At 71.8% G+C, this 17,957-nt stretch carries 12 protein-coding genes; 6 read left to right on the top strand and 6 right to left on the bottom strand.

The window, feature by feature from the left end:
* Position 1 precedes the first annotated feature (1 nt).
* From ME121_RS01990 to ME121_RS01975, 4 genes are all read left to right on the top strand, one after another.
* Positions 2–2,437, top strand: coding sequence for a glycosyl hydrolase 2 galactose-binding domain-containing protein (locus tag ME121_RS01990; RefSeq protein ID WP_059408246.1), 2,436 nt, complete (start codon positions 2–4; stop codon positions 2,435–2,437).
* On the top strand, positions 2,427–4,205 hold the full coding sequence (locus tag ME121_RS01985; protein WP_059408245.1) for an alpha/beta fold hydrolase: 1,779 nt from the start codon (positions 2,427–2,429) through the stop codon (positions 4,203–4,205). The genes ME121_RS01990 and ME121_RS01985 overlap by 11 nt, the downstream gene beginning before the upstream one ends.
* Positions 4,202–5,485, top strand: coding sequence for a hypothetical protein (locus ME121_RS01980; RefSeq protein ID WP_012317214.1), 1,284 nt, complete (start codon positions 4,202–4,204; stop codon positions 5,483–5,485). Before ME121_RS01985 ends, ME121_RS01980 begins: the two co-directional genes overlap by 4 nt.
* A gap of 64 nt (positions 5,486–5,549) precedes the next feature.
* Complete coding sequence (locus tag ME121_RS01975; protein ID WP_059408244.1) at positions 5,550–6,374, top strand: alpha/beta hydrolase; 825 nt, start codon at positions 5,550–5,552, stop codon at positions 6,372–6,374.
* Positions 6,375–6,450: 76 nt separating this feature from the next.
* Here ME121_RS01975 and cydB read toward each other — a convergent pair whose 3' ends face one another.
* Positions 6,451–7,464, bottom strand: a complete 1,014-nt coding sequence (gene cydB / locus ME121_RS01970; RefSeq protein WP_012317216.1) for a cytochrome d ubiquinol oxidase subunit II — start codon at positions 7,462–7,464, stop codon at positions 6,451–6,453.
* 5 nt (positions 7,465–7,469) lie between these two features.
* Positions 7,470–8,912: a cytochrome ubiquinol oxidase subunit I gene (locus ME121_RS01965; protein WP_012317217.1), complete on the bottom strand. Its 1,443-nt coding sequence runs from the start codon at positions 8,910–8,912 to the stop codon at positions 7,470–7,472.
* A 186-nt stretch (positions 8,913–9,098) separates the two neighbouring features.
* Between ME121_RS01965 and ME121_RS01960 the strand changes: the two genes are divergently transcribed.
* Complete coding sequence (locus ME121_RS01960) at positions 9,099–9,911, top strand: universal stress protein (RefSeq protein ID WP_024827819.1); 813 nt, start codon at positions 9,099–9,101, stop codon at positions 9,909–9,911.
* Positions 9,912–9,982: 71 nt separating this feature from the next.
* On the opposite strand, the gene ME121_RS01955 is transcribed toward ME121_RS01960, so the two are convergent.
* The gene (locus tag ME121_RS01955) at positions 9,983–10,936 is read right to left on the bottom strand and encodes a substrate-binding domain-containing protein (RefSeq protein WP_245337750.1); all 954 of its coding nucleotides are present in this window, start codon (positions 10,934–10,936) and stop codon (positions 9,983–9,985) included.
* A 36-nt stretch (positions 10,937–10,972) separates the two neighbouring features.
* Positions 10,973–12,679, bottom strand: coding sequence for a methyl-accepting chemotaxis protein (locus ME121_RS01950; RefSeq protein WP_059408243.1), 1,707 nt, complete (start codon positions 12,677–12,679; stop codon positions 10,973–10,975).
* A gap of 1,607 nt (positions 12,680–14,286) precedes the next feature.
* Here ME121_RS01950 and ME121_RS01945 point away from each other — a divergent pair.
* Positions 14,287–15,006, top strand: a complete 720-nt coding sequence (locus ME121_RS01945; RefSeq protein WP_024827816.1) for a sensor histidine kinase — start codon at positions 14,287–14,289, stop codon at positions 15,004–15,006.
* A 25-nt stretch (positions 15,007–15,031) separates the two neighbouring features.
* Here the strand turns inward: ME121_RS01945 and ME121_RS01940 are convergent, their stop codons facing one another.
* Both ME121_RS01940 and pucL read right to left on the bottom strand, forming a co-directional pair.
* On the bottom strand, positions 15,032–16,516 hold the full coding sequence (locus tag ME121_RS01940; protein ID WP_059408242.1) for a methyl-accepting chemotaxis protein: 1,485 nt from the start codon (positions 16,514–16,516) through the stop codon (positions 15,032–15,034).
* Between the two features lie 455 nt (positions 16,517–16,971).
* Positions 16,972–17,814, bottom strand: a complete 843-nt coding sequence (gene pucL, locus ME121_RS01935) for a factor-independent urate hydroxylase (RefSeq protein WP_012317223.1) — start codon at positions 17,812–17,814, stop codon at positions 16,972–16,974.
* Between the last annotated feature and the right edge of the window lie 143 nt (positions 17,815–17,957).

Raw genomic sequence — 17,957 nt, 5'->3', positions numbered from 1 at the left:
GATGGCCCGCATCCGCAGCCTCGACGACCGGGCGCCGGAGGTCCAGCTGGGGCCGTGGCGGCTCGCCGTGACGCCGCCGGGCGCCTGCGCGGGCCCCGGCGACCTCGACGGGGTCACCGACTGGATCGCGGCCGAGGTTCCCGGCACCGCCGCGTCCGCCCTGCGGGCGGCCGGACGCTGGAGCGAGGCGACGCCGGAGCCGATCCACGATCGCGACGTCTGGTATCGGACACGCATCACCGGTTCCGGCCCGGCCCGGCTGCGCTTCGCGGGTCTCGCCACGATCGCCGAGGTCTGGCTCGACGGCGTCCCGCTCCTGTGCGTGCGCTCGATGTTCGAGGAACACGCCGTCGACGCGGTCCTCGGCGATGTCTCCGATCTCGTCCTCTGCTTCCGCGCGCTCGGGTCGGAGCTCGACCGTCCGGCCAAGCGCGGGCGCTGGCGGCCGCGGATGATCACGCCCGGGTCGCTGCGCCATGTGCGCACGAGCGTCCTCGGCTTCATGCCGGGCTGGTGCCCCGGGATCGACCTCGTCGGTCCCTACCGCCCGCTGACAGTCGAGCCTGTCCGCCCCCGCGCGAGCGCCGCGGATGTGCGTTCCACGCTCGACGGCGACGTCGGGCGCCTCGCCGTGCGCCTGCGGGTCGACGGGCCGGTCGGCCCCGTGATCCTCAGGTGCGGCGGCGAGGAAATCCCGCTCGCCGCGGTCGAGCCGGGGCTGTTCGCGGGCGAGCTGGCGCTGCCGGGCATCGCGCCCTGGTGGCCGCATACTCACGGCGCGCCGAACCTCCACCCGGTGGAGATCCGCGTCGACGGTGCGCGGATCGACCTGGGCCGCGTCGGCTTCCGGACCCTGTCGCTCGCGCGGCCCTTCGAGGAGGGCCTCGCGCTGGCCGTGAACGGCGTGACGGTCTTCTGCCGGGGTGCCGTCTGGACGCCGCCGGACCTCGTCGGGCTGGGCTCGAACGGCACTGAGACGCTGCTCCGGCTGGCGCGCGAGGCCGGCATGAACATGCTGCGCGTCCCGGGGTCGACGCTCTATCCGGCCCCGGACTTCTACGACCTCTGCGACGAGCTCGGCATCCTGGTCTGGCAGGATCTGATGCTCGCCAACTTCGACTACCCGCACGACGATCCGGCCTTCGCGGCCGCGCTCGACCGCGAGCTGTCGGCATTCCTCGACCGGACGCAGACCGCACCGTCGCTCTGCGTGGTCTGCGGCGGCAGCGAGGTCTGGCAGCAGGCGGCGATGCTCGGTGCTCCGCGCGCCGTCTGGGCCGACACCTTCTGCGCGGAGACGCTTCCGCAACGCGTCGCGGAGCGGCGCCCCGATCTCGTCGTGGCGCCGAACTCCCCCTCGGGTGGCGACCTGCCCTTCTCGCCGCGCGCGGGCTGCACCCACTATTTCGGCGTCGGCGCCTATCGTCGGCCGCTCGGGGATGCCCGCCGGGCCGAGGTCGGGTTCGCCAGCGAGTGCCTCGCCTTCGCCAACCCGCCGGATCCCGGCACGCCGGGCCCGAGCGGGCCGGCCGATCCGCTCTGGCAGGCCGGCATCCCCCGGGATCGGGGTGCCGACTGGGACTTCGAGGGGGTGCGCGACCATTACGTCGCCGCGCTCTACGGCGTCGATCCGGCCGCGCTGCGCGCCGACGACCCGGACCGCTACCTCGACCTCGGCCGCGCCGCGGTGGCCGAGGTCATGGAGGCGACCTTCGCGGAGTGGCGCCGCCCGCGCTCGCTGACGGCCGGCGGCCTTGTCCTGATGCTGCGCGACCTCGCGCCGGGCGCCGGCTGGGGCGTGATCGACTGGACGCAGCGGCCGAAATCCGCCTGGTACGCGCTGAAGCGCGCCTTCCGCCCGGTCCAGGTCCTCCTCGCCGACGAGGGCCTCGACGGCCTGCACGTCCATGTCCTCAACGAGACGGCCGCGGCGCGGGCGCTGACCCTGACGCTGACCTTCTGCGATGTCGCGGGCCGCGTCGCGGCGCGCGCCGAGCGCGACCTTCTGGTCGGCTCGCGGGCGGCGCTCACGCTCACCTCTGCCGCCCTGCTCGGCCGCTTCTTCGACGCCACCGACAGCTACCGTTTCGGACCGCGCATCCAAGATCTCGCGCACGCGCGGCTGAGCGACGCCGACGGGCGCGTGATCGCCGAGAGCTTCTACTTCCCCGGCGCGCGGCCGGTCGACCGGTCGGCCGTCGGGCTCCGGGCCGAGCCGGTGGCGACCGGGGCAGGACCGGGTCTGCGGATCAGCACCGAGCGCTTCGCCCTCGGCGTTCAGGTTCTGGCCCCCGGAGCGCGGCCGGATGACAGCGGCTTCCATCTCGCGCCCGGGTCGAGCCGGATCATCAGGTTCGCGGAAGCCGCCCGGCTTCCGCGCGGGTGCGTGCGGGCGATCAACAGCGGCGAGATCGTGGACTTCGGTCATGACAGGTGAGGTCCGGTCCGAGGCCGCGGTGCCGGTGACGTTCGAGGGGCTGTTCGGGTGGCTTCATCCGGCGGCCGGGATGCGCGGCGTGGTCCTCTGCGGGGCCTACGGATTCGAGCAGATGGCCGCGCATCGGCCCTGGCGCTCGCTGGCCGAAGGCCTCGCCGCGGCAGGTTGCCCGACGCTGCGCTTCGACTATCCGGGCGAGGGCGACTCGGCCGATCCCGGGGAGGCCCGGGTCGATGCCTGCGTCGCGGCGGTCTGGCGGGCGGTCCGCTTCCTGCGCGCGACAACCGGCGTCACCGAGATCGTCGTCGTCGGCCTGCGTCTCGGCGCGACCTTCGCGGCGCTGGCCGCAGAGGGCGAGGCCGTGGACCGCCTCGTCCTGCTGGCGCCGGTCACCACCGGACGCGCCTATCTCCGCGAGATGCGGCTGCGGGCGCAGACGATCGGCCGCCTGCCGGACGGGTCCGCCCCGGCGCAGGACCCGGATTGCCTCACCGTCGGCGGCTTCCGGATGGAAGCCGCGTTCCTGGCCGATCTCGCCGACTTGAATCTCGCGCGGCTCCGGCGGGCGCCGGCCGGACACGCGCTGCTCCTCGCGGCCGAGACCAAGGCGCTGGCCGCCCGCCTCGGCGCCCTCGGTTGCGACGTGGCGACGGGCGCGTTCCCAGGTCTCGCGGCGCTCGTCGCCGACCCGATCTTCTCCGATGTCCCGGACGCGGACTTCGCCCGCGTGATCGGCTTCGCGACAGAGGGCATGCCGGTCGCCGGGCCGCGATCCGGCGGCACCGCCGCCGACGGCCGGCTCGCGAACGGTCTGACCGGGCCGGGCTGGGCGGAGGTGCCGGTCCGCTTCGGCCACGGCCTGCTCGGCATCCGGTGCCGGCCGGACCGAGGGGAGGGAGCGGCGCCGACGATCCTGTTCGTCTCGACCGGCATGAGCGTGCATTCCGGCTGGGGGCGCCAGACCACGGATCTGGCCCGGCGCCTCGCCGCTGAGGGGGTCGCGTCGTTCCGGTTCGACCTGCGCGGCATCGGCGACAGCGACGACCGGCCGGACGGCCGCAAGCCCCTCTTCGCCGCGGACGGCTTCTCCGACGTCGCGGCGGCGATCGACGCGATCGCCGGAACGGGCGGCCCGATCCTGCTCGTGGGCGGGTGCAGCGGCGCCTACGCGGCCTTCCACGCGCTCTGTCGGGACCGCCGAGTCGACGGGGCGCTGCTGCTCAACCTCTACTGCTTCGACTGGGATCCGGATCAGGACCTCGACCAGGTCATCCGGCAGACCTTCGGCAGCGCGTCCACCTACGCGGCTCTGCTCAAGCGTGGTGCGACGTGGCGCCGGCTGATCCGCGGCGAGATCCGGATCCTCGCGATCGCGGCCGCCCTGGCCCGGCGCGGAATCGTGGCCGCGTTTCGCAGGATCCGCCGGGCTCTCCGCCCCGGACCGCCCGGGGGCTCGCCCGCCCGGCGGATCGCCGCCCTGCGTCGCAGGGGGGCCGAGATCCGCCTGCTCTACAGCGCGGGCGACCCCGGGCTCGCGGCCGTCCGCCGCCATCTCGGACGCTCGCCCGGCCCAGCGGACCGCCGCGTCGGCGCACCCGTGACGGTGGTAACTGGCGTCGACCACAATTTCGGCTCCCAAGAGGCTCAGGCCCGCGTCACCGAGGCGCTGCAGGATCTCCTGCGGGCTGTCCGGCGCGCCCACGCGACGCGCGTCACCGCGGCCGCCGCCGCGCCGCGAGGCGAGCTGACCCTGGCGGGCCGGACGTGACCCGGCTCACGCGCCGGTCGGCCCTCGCCCTGGCGGCGGGCGCCCTCGCGTCCGGTCGCGCCGCCGCGGCCGAGCCGCTGCACCGCTGCGAGGCGCTGATCGACTCGATCGGCGTCAACGTGCATCTCGGCCATCGCGGCAGCCCCTACGTCGACCGCTTCGCCGCCTGCGCCCAGGCCCTCGACGAACTCGGGATCCGGCACCTGCGCGACGACATCGTGCTGATCGGTGACGAGCCGGCCGGGCAGTTCGAGCGGATCGCCGATCTTGCCGACCGGGGCTACCGCTTCAGCCTGATCTTCTACGACGGGCTCACGCCCGGGCCGCGGGTGCCACCCGAGCGCTTCGCCGAGATCGCCGGCTGGGCCGGCGACGGGCTCCTCGTGGCGGAGGGCGGCAACGAGCCGCCGGTGGCGGCGCGGCCGGGCCTCGCACGGCTGTCGGCCGATCACCAGGCGGCCCTGTTCCGCGCGGTGCGGGCGGATGACCGGGCCCGGGCCGTCCGCGTTGCCGGACCGAGCTACATCCAGGGCAACGTCGCGGCGGCGCAGAACCTCGCCGCGGTGGTCGACCTCGCGAACATCCACGCCTATCCGGGGGCCGAGCACCCGGAAACCGACGGTGGGGGCAGCCTCGCGCGCTTCGTCGCGGCCGCGCGCCCGGTCTTCGGTGACGCGCCGGTGATCGCGACCGAGAACGGCTATCACACGGCGCTCGCCACCGGCAGCGCCCACCTGCCGATCTCGCCGGGCCTGCGCGCCCGATACCTCCCGCGGATGCTGCTCTGGAGCTACCTTCAAGGTGTGCGGCGGACTTACCTGTACGAGCTGATCTCCAGTTTCGACCGCGGCGACGCGGATCCCGAGAGCCGTTTCGGCCTCCTCGCCCACGATGGCCGGCCGACGCCCGCCTTCGCGGCGGTGCGCAACCTCGTCCGGCTGTTCGGCGCCCCCGCCGCGGAGATCGCCGCGGTTCCGGCCGACCGCGACGTCACGCTCGCCGCCCCCGTTCCCGATCTCGTCACCGCGCGCTTCGCGCGGCGGGACGGGGCGACGCTCGTCCCGATCTGGCTCGGCCTCGACGGCTGGGACCGGCGCGGCCGGGCAGCGCGGCCGGACATGCCGGCGCGCACCGCAGAGCTCTGCCTGTCACGGCAGCCCCGGCGGGCGCGCCTCCATCGCTTCGACGACGACGGCGCCGTGAGCGTGGTGGATCTTCCCGCGGGCAGGCGGGTGCCGATCCCGGTCACGGACCGCCTCGGCGTCGTCGAGCTGACGTAGAGCGACCGCCCACGCGGCCCGTTCAGAGACGCGCCTGAACTCCGACCCGACGGAGGCCGAGTCCATGCTGAGCTACCTGGGTGACACGATTGTCGGCCTGACCCTCGCGGTCCTGAACGCGCTCGCGCCGCTGGACGTGCACGTCGACAAGGGCGTCCCCTACGCTGCCGGGAGCGAGCACCGGGCCGACATCTACCGGCCACCCGCGGGGAAGCCGCGGCCGGTCGCCGTGTTCCTGTACGGCGGCGGGTGGCGGACCGGATCCAAGGACGAGGTCGCCTATGTCGGCGCGGCCTTCGCGCGCAGGGGTGTCGTCGCGGTCATCCCCGAGTACCGCCACGTCCCGGCGGCGACCCTCCCCGACATCCTCGCGGACAACGCCGCCGCGGTCGCCTGGACCATCGCGCACGCGGCCGCGTACGGCGGCGATCCCGCCCGCGTCACCGTCGTGGGGCATTCCTCGGGGGCCTGGGCCGCCGCGATGCTGGGTCTCGACCGGACCTGGCTCGACAGGGCCGGCTCCAGTCCCGCGAAGCTCGCCGGCATCGTCGGTCTGGCCGGGCCCTACGCGACGTCGGCTCTGACCGATCCGCTGGATCGCCAGGTGTTCGTGGGCAGCGACCCGGCTCTGCAGCCGATCAACCACGCCGCGGGTTCCCATCCCGCGATGCTGCTGGCCACCGGGGCGGCGGATCTCGACGTCAACCCTGCCGGAACCCTCGCGCTCGACCGCGCGCTGCGGGGCTTCGACGGCAAGGAGACCGTGAAGATCTACCCCGATCTCGGCCACGGGCAGATCGTTCACGCGATGAGCTTCCCGTTCAATCTCCGGTTCTCGGTCGCGGACGACGTCGCGCGCTTCGTCAAGGGCGCCCACGCCGGCCCGTGACCCGGAGCGCGAGTGGGCGGGGATCGGCGCGGCCCGCGCCGATCCCCGCCGCCCACGCCCGCGACGGGCCGCGGCCTCAGTGATAGCCCGGCGCGCCCGCCGCGACCTTGCCGCGGAACAGCCAGTAGACGTAGCCCGTGTAGGCCAGGACCATCGGCACCAGGACCACCGCGCCGGCCAGCAGGAAGGCTTGGCTGCTCGGGTGGGTCGCCGCGTCCCAGATCGAGATCGCGGGCGGGACGATCATCGGCCACAGGCTGATCCCGAGCCCGACATACGACATCAGGAACAGCCCCAGGGCGCAGAGGAACGGCGTCACCTCGGCCCGTCGATCGAGCGCGACGAAGAAGCGCCACGCCAGCAGCGCGACCAGAGCCGGCACCGGCGCGGCCAGGGCGAGGTTCGGCCAGGACAGCCAGCGCGCCCGGAACGCCTCGCTCAGGATCGGCATCGCGGCCGAGACGACCACGATGGCCGCCAGGGTGACGAGGCCGAGCCGGCGCGCGAGCCGGTAGGCCCGGAGCTGGAGGTCGCCCTGCGTCTTCCAGATCAGCCAGCAGGCGCCGAGCAGGCCGTAGCCGGCCACGAGGGCGGCGCCGGTCAGCACCGAGAACGGCGTCAGCCAGTCCCACCAGCCGCCTGCGTAGGCGCGGCCCTCGACCCGGATGCCCTGGACCAGGGCGCCGAGGCAGATGCCCTGGCAGAAGGTCGCCACGTAGCTGCCCCACGAGAAGGACCGGTCCCAGGTCCGCTGGCTCCCGGGCGAGGCCGCGCGGAACCGCATCTCGAAGGCGACGCCGCGGAACACCAGCGCCAGGAGCATCAGAATCAGCGGCATGTAGAGCGCCGGCAGGATCGTGGCGTAGGCGAGCGGAAACACCGCGAAGAGCCCGCCGCCGCCGAGGATCAGCCAGGTCTCGTTGCCGTCCCAGACCGGCGCAACGGTGTTGACCATGACGTCCCGGTCCGCCTTGCCGCGGACCGCCGGGAACAGGATGCCGACCCCGAGGTCGAAGCCATCCATCACCACGTAGAGGAAGACCGCGGTGGCGATGAGGAGCGCCCAGATGAGCGTGAGATCGAGGGACATCGGGACTACTCCGCGGGCTGCGCGAGGGGGCGGCCGGCATCCTGTGCGCCGGCGACGAGGGCGGGGGCGGGCGTGATGCCGGCGGTGCGGATCGGCTGTCCGGGCGGCGGCCCGGGCTCGTGGGCATGCGGCGCCTGGTTGAACAGGTGCAGGAGGTACCAGATGCCCGCGCCGAACACCGCGAGGTACACCGCCGCGAAGGCCGCCAGCGACGCCGCGACGGCCGGGGCCGCCACCGGGGACACGCTGTCGATCGTGCGCAGCGCGCCGTAGACCGTGAAGGGCTGACGGCCGGCCTCCGTCACCGTCCAGCCGGCCGTGACGGCGATCAGGCCGGACGGTCCCATGCCGACGGCGAAGCGGTGCAGCCAGGGGGTGTCATAGAGCCGCCCCCGATGGCGCAACCACAGCGCGGCGAGGCCGAGGGCGATCATCAGCAGGCCGAGGCCGACCATGATCCGGAACGACCAGAAGACCAGGGGGAGGTTGGTCGGCCAGAGGTCGCGCGGCATGTCGTTGAGCCCGCGGACCTCACCGTCGAGCTCGTGGGTCAGGTAAAGGCTGGCGAGGCCGGGAATCCCGATCCGGTCGCGCACCTCACCCGCCTCCGCGTCCGGCCAGCCGAACAGGATCGCGGGGGCCCGGCGCTCCGTCCGGAAGTGCCCCTCCATGGCCGCGACCTTGGCGGGCTGGTGCGCGTAGGAATTGCCACCGTGCAGGTCGCCGATCACAAGCTGGGCCGGCGCCACCGCGGCGGCCATCCACATGGCCATCGAGAACATCAGCCGGGCCCGGGGATTGGCCCGGTCCCGCAGCAGGTGCCACGCGCCCACGGCGCCGACGATCATCGCGGTGGTGAGGTAGGCGCCCGTGACCGTGTGGGCGAAGCGGTAGGGGAAGGACGGGTTGAAGACGATCGCCCACCAGTCGGCCGGGTTGAAGCGGCCGTCCGGCCCGACGACGTGGCCGGTGGGCGTCTGCATCCAGGAATTGGCCGAGAGGATCCAGAACGCCGAGGTCAGGGTGCCGACGGCGACGAGGCAGGTCGCCAGGAAGTGCAGTCCCTTGCCGACCCGTTCCAAGCCGAACAGCATGACGCCGAGGAAGCCGGCTTCCAGGAAGAAGGCCGTGAGCACCTCGTAGCCGAGGAGCGGCCCGAGCACCGGCGCCGTCCGGTCGGCGAAGACCGACCAGTTCGTGCCGAACTGGTAGCTCATGACCAGGCCCGACACGACGCCCATCGCGAAGGCGACGGCGAAGATGCGGAGCCAGTAGCGGTAGGTGTCGAGATAGACGGCCTTGCCCGTCCGCAGCCAGAAGCCTTCGAGCACGGCGAGATAGCTCGCGAGCCCGATGGTGAAGGCCGGGAACAGGAAGTGCCAGACGACGGTGAGCGCGAATTGGGCTCGCGCGAGATTGACTGCACTCGGCAGTTCGAGGGCGGACATCGCGGTCTCCAGGGGAGGACAAACGCGGCAGCTCTGCCGCGGCCCGGACGCGGACGCGTTGATTCAGCTCAAGGCCGGGGCCGCGATTCTGAGCGCGGCGAGGCGATTGCGCTGGATCAAGGCCGCCGCTCGCGCGTCCGCCGACAGTGGCGCGGGGGTTCGGTCACGGCCCGCGAGGAGACCGCCATGTCCTACGCCAACATCTTGGTATCCGTGGATTTCGCCGAGGCGACGGCCGACCGCGTCCGGCTCGCGGCCGCGCTGGCGCGCCGCTTCGACGCGACGCTGACCGGCGCCGCCGCCGCCGAGGTGCCGGCGCCGCTCTTCGCCCACGACATCCGGGATGCGCAGGCCCAGTACGAGCGCTCGAAAGCGAAGATCCTGCAGGAGGTGGAGCGCGCGGAGGCCGTCTTCGCCCGCTGCGCCGGCGCGGCGCCCCGCACCGCCTGGCGGGGCGGCACGGAGCGGTCGTTCGCCCATCTCGTTGAGCGGGGCCGCGCCGCCGACCTGATCGTCGTGGGCGGGGCCGGCGAGACCGAGATCGATCCGAGCCCGTTCGGCGTGGCGGTCGCACCCGTCCTGATGGAGGCGGGGCGCCCCGTCCTGGTCGTCCCGCAGCACCATGCCGGGGAGCCGGGCCGCCGGATCGTCGTGGCCTGGAAGGATACGCCGGAGGCCCGGCGGGCGGTGTCGGGCGCCCTGCCGTTCCTGCGCTCCGCCGGCCAGGTCTTCGTCGTTACGACCGGTCAGGGCGCCCGCCTCGAAGGGGCCGAGGAGGTCGCCGCCCATCTCAAGCTCCACGGCGCGGCGATCACGACCCACCTGCTGACCACGGCGGTGAGCGACGGGGAGGAGATCCTGCGCTTCGCCCGCGAGCAGCAGGCCGACCTGATCGTCATGGGTGCCTACGGCCACTCGCGCCTTCGGGAATGGGCTTTCGGTGGCGCTACCCGCGACATCCTGCAGGCGAGCAGTCTCTGCTGCCTGATGGCGCATTGATGGGCTGAACCGGCACGGCGGCCGACCGAATCGTCGACGGGCCGACCGAGGCTTGCCCGGGCGAAGCGGTCCTAGCGCGAGAAATGGGTGGTCGACATGCGGTCCGTGACGAGTTCGGACGGCACCCAGTCGTATTGCGGAACCGGCTCGCGCCGGATCAGTCCCAGGGCGTCGTCGATCGCGCGACGGCTCTGGGTGCCGGCGTCCTGGTAGATCGTCACGGCGAGGCGCTTGTCCTGCATCGCCTGCATGCCGTCCGCAGTGGCATCCGCGCCGCCGATGAGGATTTGGCCTACCGGGATCCCGGCCGCCTCGATCGCATCGGAGGCGCCGAGCGCCATCTCGTCACTGCCGGCGGCGATCGCATCGATGCCGATGCCGCGGGCGATCCACGCGCCGACGGCGGCCCGCGCCGACGCGCGGCTTCCATCCGCGGTCGTCTCCGCGACGAGACGGAGGCCCGGGCTCACCGAGAGCACCTCCCCGGCGCCCCTCTGGCGGAGCACTGAGCCGGGGTCGGAGGGGCTGCCCGCGATGATCGCGACGCGCCCGACCCCGCCCAGCATCTGAGCGAGCTTGCGCATCTGCAGGCGCCCGGCAACGAGGTCGTTCGGAACGACATGCGTGACGCGTCCGGCAAACCAGTCCGTGCGCGGGCCCCGGCCGATGAGGACCAGCGGGACATCCGCCTCCAGGGCCAGCCGGTTGATCTCCTCGCGGGCCGTCGGGTCGACCGGCATCACCACGAGGGCGTCGACCTTCTCGGCGATGAACCGCCGCACCTGCGCGATCTGCACCTCGCCCGCACCTTCGGGCGCGTAGGCGAAGCGGGCGGCCACCCCGCGCGCCTGCGCCTGCTCGCCGAGGCCGTCGTGCAGGCGCCGGGCGAGGGCAGGCGGCGGCATCAGGATCGCGATGGTGGTAGCCGAGGCCGGCAGCGTCCAAGCCACGAGGACGAGGACGAGGGCTGCTTTTCGGAGCGACCGGCCGGCGAAGCGGCCGCGCACCCACACAGTCCAGGTCATCAGGCCTGTTCCGTCCCGCTCGCCGCGCTACACAATTCAGGCCGCACGAAGGCTCTCCAAGATGCCGGCGATCTCGTCGCCGAGACGCGCGGCGTCCTGCGTCAGGCTCTCCGCCGCGGTGAGCACGGCGGTCGCGGCCGGATCGACCGTCTCCGGCGTGTCGGCGACGCCCGCGCTGTCGGTGTCCAACTGGTCGGTGCCGTCGGCCGCCGCCGCGATGCTCTGCGCGATCTCCCGCGCGGCCGCGCCCTGCCGCGCCACGGCATCCACGATGGCACGCGCCGCGCGGCTCATGCCCTCGATCCGCGCCGCGACGCCCGCGATCGCCGATACCGCCTCCGCGGTGGAGCCGCGGATCTCGGCCACGTGCTGGCCGATGGTGTCGGTGGCGTCCTTGGTCTGCGCGGCCAGGGCCTTCACTTCGGAAGCGACCACGGCGAAGCCGCGGCCCGCGTCGCCGGCCCGCGCGGCCTCGATCGTGGCATTGAGCGCCAGAAGATCCGTCTGAGCGGTGACCTTCGCGAGGAGGCGGACTCCGTCGCCGATCCGGTCCGCGACGCCGCTGAGCGCCCGCACACGGGCGGTCGACTGCTCCGCCTCCGCCGCGGCTGTCTCGGCCAGGGTTGCGGCGGCCTCCGCCTGCGCGCCGACCTCGCCGACCGCCGCGCCGAGCGCACCGGCGGAGTCGGCGACCCGCCGGACGCTGGATCGCGTCTGCGCGAGCAGGGCGTTCATCATCGTCGATCGACGTGCCGTCTCGCAGATCGAACGGCCGACGCCGTCGGCGGTGCCGCGCAGCGCCGCGGCGCTGGAACTCACGGTCTCGACGATGCCGGCGATCGCGCTCTCGACCCGCACGGTCGCTTCTTCGACCACGATGCGGCGCTGCTCGCCCTGACTTTGCAACCGAGCAGCCTCCGCGTCGCGCCGCGCCGCGTGCCGCAGGGTCTCCTGAACGGCTCTCGTCGCGGCCGCCATGACGCCGAGTTCGGCGGGACGCGACGTCGAAGGGATCGCAACCGTGAGGTCGTTGTCGGCCAGTCGCTGCAGGGCGGAGGCCAGCGCGGTCATCGGGTGCGCGACGCGGCGCAGGGCGAGACGCATCAGCCCCAGGGCAGCGAGGGCGGCGCCCCACGAGCCGATCGCGAGCGCCAGACGATAGGTCGTGCCGGCGGCGTCGACAGCATCGATCAGCGCCGTGATCCCTGCCTCGTGGTCGCTCAGCACCGCGTCGGCCGCCTGCGTGAAGGCCGCCGCGTCGGCCTGCGACACTGTCATCAGGACCGTCTCGGCGAGATCGCGCTCCCCGGCTCGGTCGAAAGCGGCTGCTTCGGCCTCCGCGGTCAGGAAGTGCTGCCAGGCTTCCCACAGACCTTGCGCCCGCTTCCGCTCATCCGCCGTCCGGACGGTCGGCGCATAGGCGCTCCAGGCCCGTGTGAATGCGTCGTGCGCCTGCGCAGTTCGGGCGGCCTTGTCGCGGCGCGCCCGATCGGTCGATGCGGCGTGCGCCAGATGGTCGAGCGCGCGAAGTTCCTGAGTCAGCTGCTTCATGGTGCCGAGAAGCCTGACAGCTTCGATCTCTCTGACCAGAGACCGACTGGAGGAGTCGATGGTGCCGAATTGAAATGCCGAAACGCAACCGAAAGCGAGGGGAATACACAACAACGAGGCCGTGAAGCCGATCACGAAGGTCCTGAGACCCAAATCATAATGATCATCGCGCAGAATAGGGAAAGACACCATAGATGCGGTCCGAGGCATGACCTCGAGACCGCGTCTATTTTACGAGCCGCAGAAAATCAATCGCTCACGACAATTACACGCGCCAGCGCGATAGATCGAATTCACGAAAATCGAGATTATTGATCGAAAGTTATCATGTTTTCACCTCGAGCAGGCCGCATCTAATGCATCTCGACCGCCCGCTTGACCATCAGAGATCAATATCGATGGGCAGCAGTGTGGAGACGCGCGATGTCGGGAGCCGGGCAACTGGGCGGCGGTCGAGCTGGATGTGCTGTCCCGCTTCACCGTACCGAACGAGAACGACTCGGCGGTACTGGTGCGCCTCGCGGAGACCGTGACTGGAACGGAACCGGTCACCGGCCTCGCTCGTCAGCGCGCGGTACGCGCGGAAGTGCAGGCCGGACCCCTCTCTGTCCCCTCGCGGAAGGCCTGAGCCCAGGTCGGGAGCACGGGGCATCCGCTCCCCGGTCCGCGGGCGGTGTGGACGCACCCTGTGGCGCGCCCCCGAGCGGACGCGTCGACGGAAGAATCTTGCCAGCGATCATCGCGGAGCGCCGCCGCGATGAGGGCCCGATCAGAGCGGCTTGGCCTGCTGGGCGCGCAGCCACAGCAGACCGGCGACGCCCATCCAGGGACAGACGAAGACGATGAAAGCGACCAGTCCCATGGGACCTCCCGGCAGGGCGCAGTGAACGTCAGGAAACGCTCGGGAATTTTGCCGGATCCCGCTCAGCGGACGCGGCGCGGGCTTGCCGCGCCATAGCGATCAACTCCGAGGCCGTGAGGCTTCGGAGCGGTGGCGGCTCGGGAAGGAGGGCGGGTCCCGGCGGGCGCGGTGCAGGCGGAAGGGCGGCCGAGCGCCCGGGCCAGAGCCGCTTCAGCCGTCCCGCCTTCCGCAAGCTACGTTCCGCCACGCATCTGTCTCCCGCGCATCAAAGGCGGTCACGGGTAGGCGAGGGCTTCGGAGATGGTTAGCGGGGCCGAAACAAGGGTCGGACGCCGGCCCGGCGTCGGGCGTATGCGAGCCCCCCTGGGCAGGCGCACCCGTCGCCCTACCGCTCACGATTTCGCGTCTGTCGGCGGATCGGCCGGATCGCGCAGGGTGCGGCCGTAGCCCTGGATTCTCACGCAACCGGCGCTCGCTCGTCGGCGGATTCGCAGGACCAGGAGTATCGAGAAGCCGGCGCGTCGGGCCCAAAGGGCGTCGCCAGTGCTTCTTCAGCGAAGGTCACGTCGTCGCCGGGCATACCCGATGTTACCGCGAGCATTCCGGTGCGTCATGTTGGCGCGATGCTTGCCACGTTGATCGGAGGTCTGAGAATTCTGGACCAGCTGGAAGAACCATCGCCGGTCCGCGTGCCCTGATCGGATCAGGCTCCGGCAACGCGGTGAATAGCTGCGCCGATCGTCCGGGCTCGCGGCCTAGCCGGCTGCCGGTCCCGCATGACTCTGACGCGTCGGCCCGTGTTCAGATCGGCTGGTCTGGTGCCGGCCTCGCCGGCCCGGTTGAGCAAAAATCTCCGGCCTGTGATGCTGGCGTAGGACCGTCACACGTTATCTGAGATACACGAATCCTCCCGGCTTTCGACGCTGAGAGAGCGAATATGGCAGAGCCTGAAGCAACGGACGCGCGCCTCGCACAGCTCGAAGCGGACAACGCCCGTCTGCGCCGCCTCCTGGACGAGACCGGGACACCGGACGGTCTGCGTCACGGCCTGCGCGACACGTTGGCGATGCTGCGGGCCGTCCTGCGGCTCTCCGCCGAGACCGCGGAGACCGTCGACGGCTACGCGACGCACCTCGAAGGTCGGCTCGATGCTATCGCGCGCGTGCGGGTCGCGGCCGACACCTTCGGCGAGGTCAGCCTGCACACGCTGATCTCCGACGAGTTGATGGTCCACCTGATCCGCGAAGGCGAGCAGGCGACGCTGGAAGGACCGTCCGTGCGCCTCAGGCCCAAGGCCGCGCAGCTGATGGCCCTGGCGGTCCACGAACTCTGCAGCAACGCGGTCGAGCACGGCGCCTTCGGTCTCTCGAAGGGCGGTGTCGACGTTACCTGGGCGGTCGCGGGGGACGGGACGAGCGCGCCCGGTGACTTGACGCTCGTCTGGAAGGAAACGGGCGGCACGGGCGTCACGCCGCCGAGCCGGCGCGGCTTCGGCATGCAGGTGCTCACCGAGATGTTGAGCTACGAGCTGCGCGCGACCGTCGCGCTCGCTTTCGAGCCCGACGGGTTGCGCTGCACGGTCGACTGCCCGCTGATCCCGCGGATCGGGCGCTTGGTCGAGGACGAGCGCGCGGACGAAGGCGCCGAACCGCCCTGAGCCGGCGTCGAACGCGCGGATCGCCTCACCCGAAGGCCCGGGCGGTCTCCCGGACCTGCCGCGCCGCTCGGTCCGCCCGGCCGCTCGCCTGCGCGATCGTGGTCATCCCGCCGGAAATCGCCGAGACGTCCTCCGCAGCGGTCTGCATGCTGCCCGACATCTCGCGCATCACCGCGGATTGCTCCTCTACCGCCGCCGCGATGGTCGACGAGACCGCGTTCAATGTCCGGATCGTGCCCTGGATCGCGTCGATGGCGTCGACGGCTTCGCGGGTCGCCGCCTGCGTCGAGGCGATCTGGTGGCGGATCTGATCCGTCGCGCGGCCGGTCTGCGCCGCCAGAATCTTCACCTCCGACGCCACCACCGCGAAGCCGCGACCGGCCTCGCCGGCGCGGGCCGCCTCGATGGTGGCGTTGAGCGCGAGCAGGTTCGTCTGCGCGGCGATGCCGGAGATGAGGCCCAGAACCTCGCCGATCTGCGCGGCCTGGTCGCTGAGGCCCGTCACGATCCGGCCGGTGCGCTGCGCCTGCTCCACGGCTTGCCCGGCCGTCTCGGCGGCGTGGCTCACTTGCTGGCTGATCTCGTCCACCGAGGCCGACAGTTGCTCAGCGCCGGTGGCCACCGACCGGATGTCGCCGGACACGCGGCCCACGCGCGCGACCGCCGCGTCGGCTTGCCGGGTCACGTCCGCCACGGCGTCGCCGATGGCGTCCAGCTCCGCGCCGATGGCGCGCTGCGCGGCGGCGCGCTGCTGCCGTTCGTGGACCTGGGCGGTGATGTCTGTGGCGAACTTGACGACCCGGACGGGCCGTCCATCCGCGTCCGTGATCGGGTTGTAGGTCGCCTGGATCCAGATCTCGCGACCGCCTTTGCCGGTGCGCCTGAACGCGCCGGACTGGAATTCCCCTCGCGCGAGTGCGGCCCAGAACATCCGGTACTCCTCGCCGACGCGCTCCGCCTCGCCGACGAACAGGCTGTGATGCCGACCGACGATCTCGTCGAGCCGATAGCCCACGGCGTCGAGGAAATTGGCGTTGGCGGTCAGGATCGTGCCGTCGAGCGAGAAGGCGATCACCGCTTGCGAGCGGTGCAGCGCGCTGATCTGCCCTTCGAGATCGAGGGCGCGGAGCTTCTGGTCAGTGATGTCCGTGGCGAACTTGACGATCTTCACTGGCTTGCCGCTGGCGTCGAGCACCGGGTTGTAGGAGGCCTGGATCCAGACCTCCCGTCCACCCTTGGCGAGCCGCTTGTACTCGGCACTGGCGAAGGTGCCGCGTCGCAGGCTGTCCCAGAACTCCCGATAGGCGTCGCTCCCCAGCTCGGACGGCGGAACGAAGAGGCTGTGATGCCGGCCACGGATCTCCTCGAGCGTGTAGCCCACCGTCGCCAGGAAATTCGGGTTCGCGTCGAGGATCGTGCCGTCCAACGCGAATTCGATCGTGGCCAGGGACCGGCTGAGGGCCGCGAGCTTGGCAGCCTGATCTTTCCGAACCTTCGCGCCCTCGAACATCGATTCCTCCGCATCCCGTGATGAGGGTGCGGCCGAAACGCGCACCTGGGCGGTCAGATCAAGATCTTCTTGACCGAGTCCGCCTTCTATCGGGCTGGGCGACGTCAGATGTCTGTCGAGGCCCTGCTATAGCGATGTCTGGCATAGGACGACACCGTTGCGCGGCCGTTAAGATGGTTCGCCTCCTGACCAAAAAGCGTGGAGTGGGACGATGCGTGCAGTGATGTTTGATAAGGTCTACAAACACAGCTGTAAGGCGTAGCGGATCAGCCTCGATCAAGGGCGCCACTATTTTACGTTGTGTGTGGCCGACGCCGCCCGGAAGGCCTCCCGGCCCGCCTTTGTAGGATCTGCGCGAAGCGCCGCATCTCGCCCTACGACGCCGCACGATGACGTGCGGAGTCCGGTCGGTCCGACACGCCCGCCGCGGGACGAGGCCGGCGTCGGTGCCCGCGTCAGCCCGTCCGGCCGATCGTCGCCTCGATGCGGCCGTAGGGCTCGTCGGTCGGCAGGAAGACCGTGCCCGGGTTGTCGAGGCCGAACGGCGCGAGGTCGATCGGCAGGTAGTGCTTGTTGGGCATGACGAAGCCGATCTCGGCCAGTTCCGGGACGGCGGCCAGGGCCGCCTCGCCCATCCGGTACATGCTGTCCTGGATCCCGCGGCTGTAGGTGGTGCCGAACACGGTCAGCAGCGTCGCGAGGATCCGGGCATTGGCCGCGCCGTGATCCTGCGGGGCCGAGGCCCAGGTCCAGGTCGCGTCCATGCTGGTGGCGGCGATGCGGTCGGTCGTATCTGGCAGGGTCCGGTACTGGTCCGCCACGAAGCCCGTCCAGCCCGACTGCGTGGTCTTCATGAAGGTGTACCCGCGCAGACCGGAGCGCAGGGTCGAGCCGCTCCGATCGGCGGTGAGACCCGCGAAGCCGGCGCCGTTCCCGTCTCGCGTGAAGGTATGGCCGTGCGGCGCGTCGGCGATCGCGTGCCGCAGCCAGCGGACCTCCTCCGCCTCGATCGCCACCGTCTCGACCTGGGGATAGGTCTCGAGCAGCACCCGCGCGACCGCGACGACGAATCCCTCGGCGTCGAGCGCGAGGTTCCGCGCTGCCGTGACGTTGACGATGTTCCGGATGCTGTCGGTGGCGATGGAAGCGCGGTTGTCACCCCCGGTCCAGGCGGCCTCGAAGCGCCCGGTCAGCATGACCGACAGGGTCACTTCGCGCGGCGTGTGGTGGTCGCCGTCACGGGCGAGGCGCAGCACCCGGACCCGTTCCTTGCCGTACCGCGATGCCGTCAGGGCCATGGGGATCTCCGACCGGACCGTCGCCGGCCATCTCACGCAAATCTTATTCATCCTAGGCCGACGCGCGTGGGGGCGCCAAGGTTCGAACGTGTCGGTGCGGCTTGACCGAGGCCTCATGGAAACCGGCATAGTGCAGGGCCGGG

The organism is Methylobacterium sp. ME121, from assembly GCF_000974725.1.
GTDB lineage: Bacteria > Pseudomonadota > Alphaproteobacteria > Rhizobiales > Beijerinckiaceae > Methylobacterium > Methylobacterium radiotolerans.
The sequence above is the reverse complement of the archived record's forward strand: the minus strand, read 5'-3'. Positions and strand labels throughout refer to the sequence as shown.

Coding starts and splice junctions, on each gene's coding strand:
- ME121_RS01975 (WP_059408244.1), top strand. CDS start 5,550: ATGCTGAGCTACCTGGGTGACACGATTGTCGGCCTGACCCTCGCGGTC.
- ME121_RS01955 (WP_245337750.1), bottom strand. CDS start 10,936: ATGACCTGGACTGTGTGGGTGCGCGGCCGCTTCGCCGGCCGGTCGCTC.
- ME121_RS01945 (WP_024827816.1), top strand. CDS start 14,287: ATGGCAGAGCCTGAAGCAACGGACGCGCGCCTCGCACAGCTCGAAGCG.
- ME121_RS01965 (WP_012317217.1), bottom strand. CDS start 8,912: ATGTCCGCCCTCGAACTGCCGAGTGCAGTCAATCTCGCGCGAGCCCAA.
- ME121_RS01950 (WP_059408243.1), bottom strand. CDS start 12,679: ATGGTGTCTTTCCCTATTCTGCGCGATGATCATTATGATTTGGGTCTC.
- ME121_RS01990 (WP_059408246.1), top strand. CDS start 2: ATGGCCCGCATCCGCAGCCTCGACGACCGGGCGCCGGAGGTCCAGCTG.
- ME121_RS01960 (WP_024827819.1), top strand. CDS start 9,099: ATGTCCTACGCCAACATCTTGGTATCCGTGGATTTCGCCGAGGCGACG.
- cydB (WP_012317216.1), bottom strand. CDS start 7,464: ATGTCCCTCGATCTCACGCTCATCTGGGCGCTCCTCATCGCCACCGCG.
- ME121_RS01985 (WP_059408245.1), top strand. CDS start 2,427: ATGACAGGTGAGGTCCGGTCCGAGGCCGCGGTGCCGGTGACGTTCGAG.
- ME121_RS01940 (WP_059408242.1), bottom strand. CDS start 16,516: ATGTTCGAGGGCGCGAAGGTTCGGAAAGATCAGGCTGCCAAGCTCGCG.
- pucL (WP_012317223.1), bottom strand. CDS start 17,814: ATGGCCCTGACGGCATCGCGGTACGGCAAGGAACGGGTCCGGGTGCTG.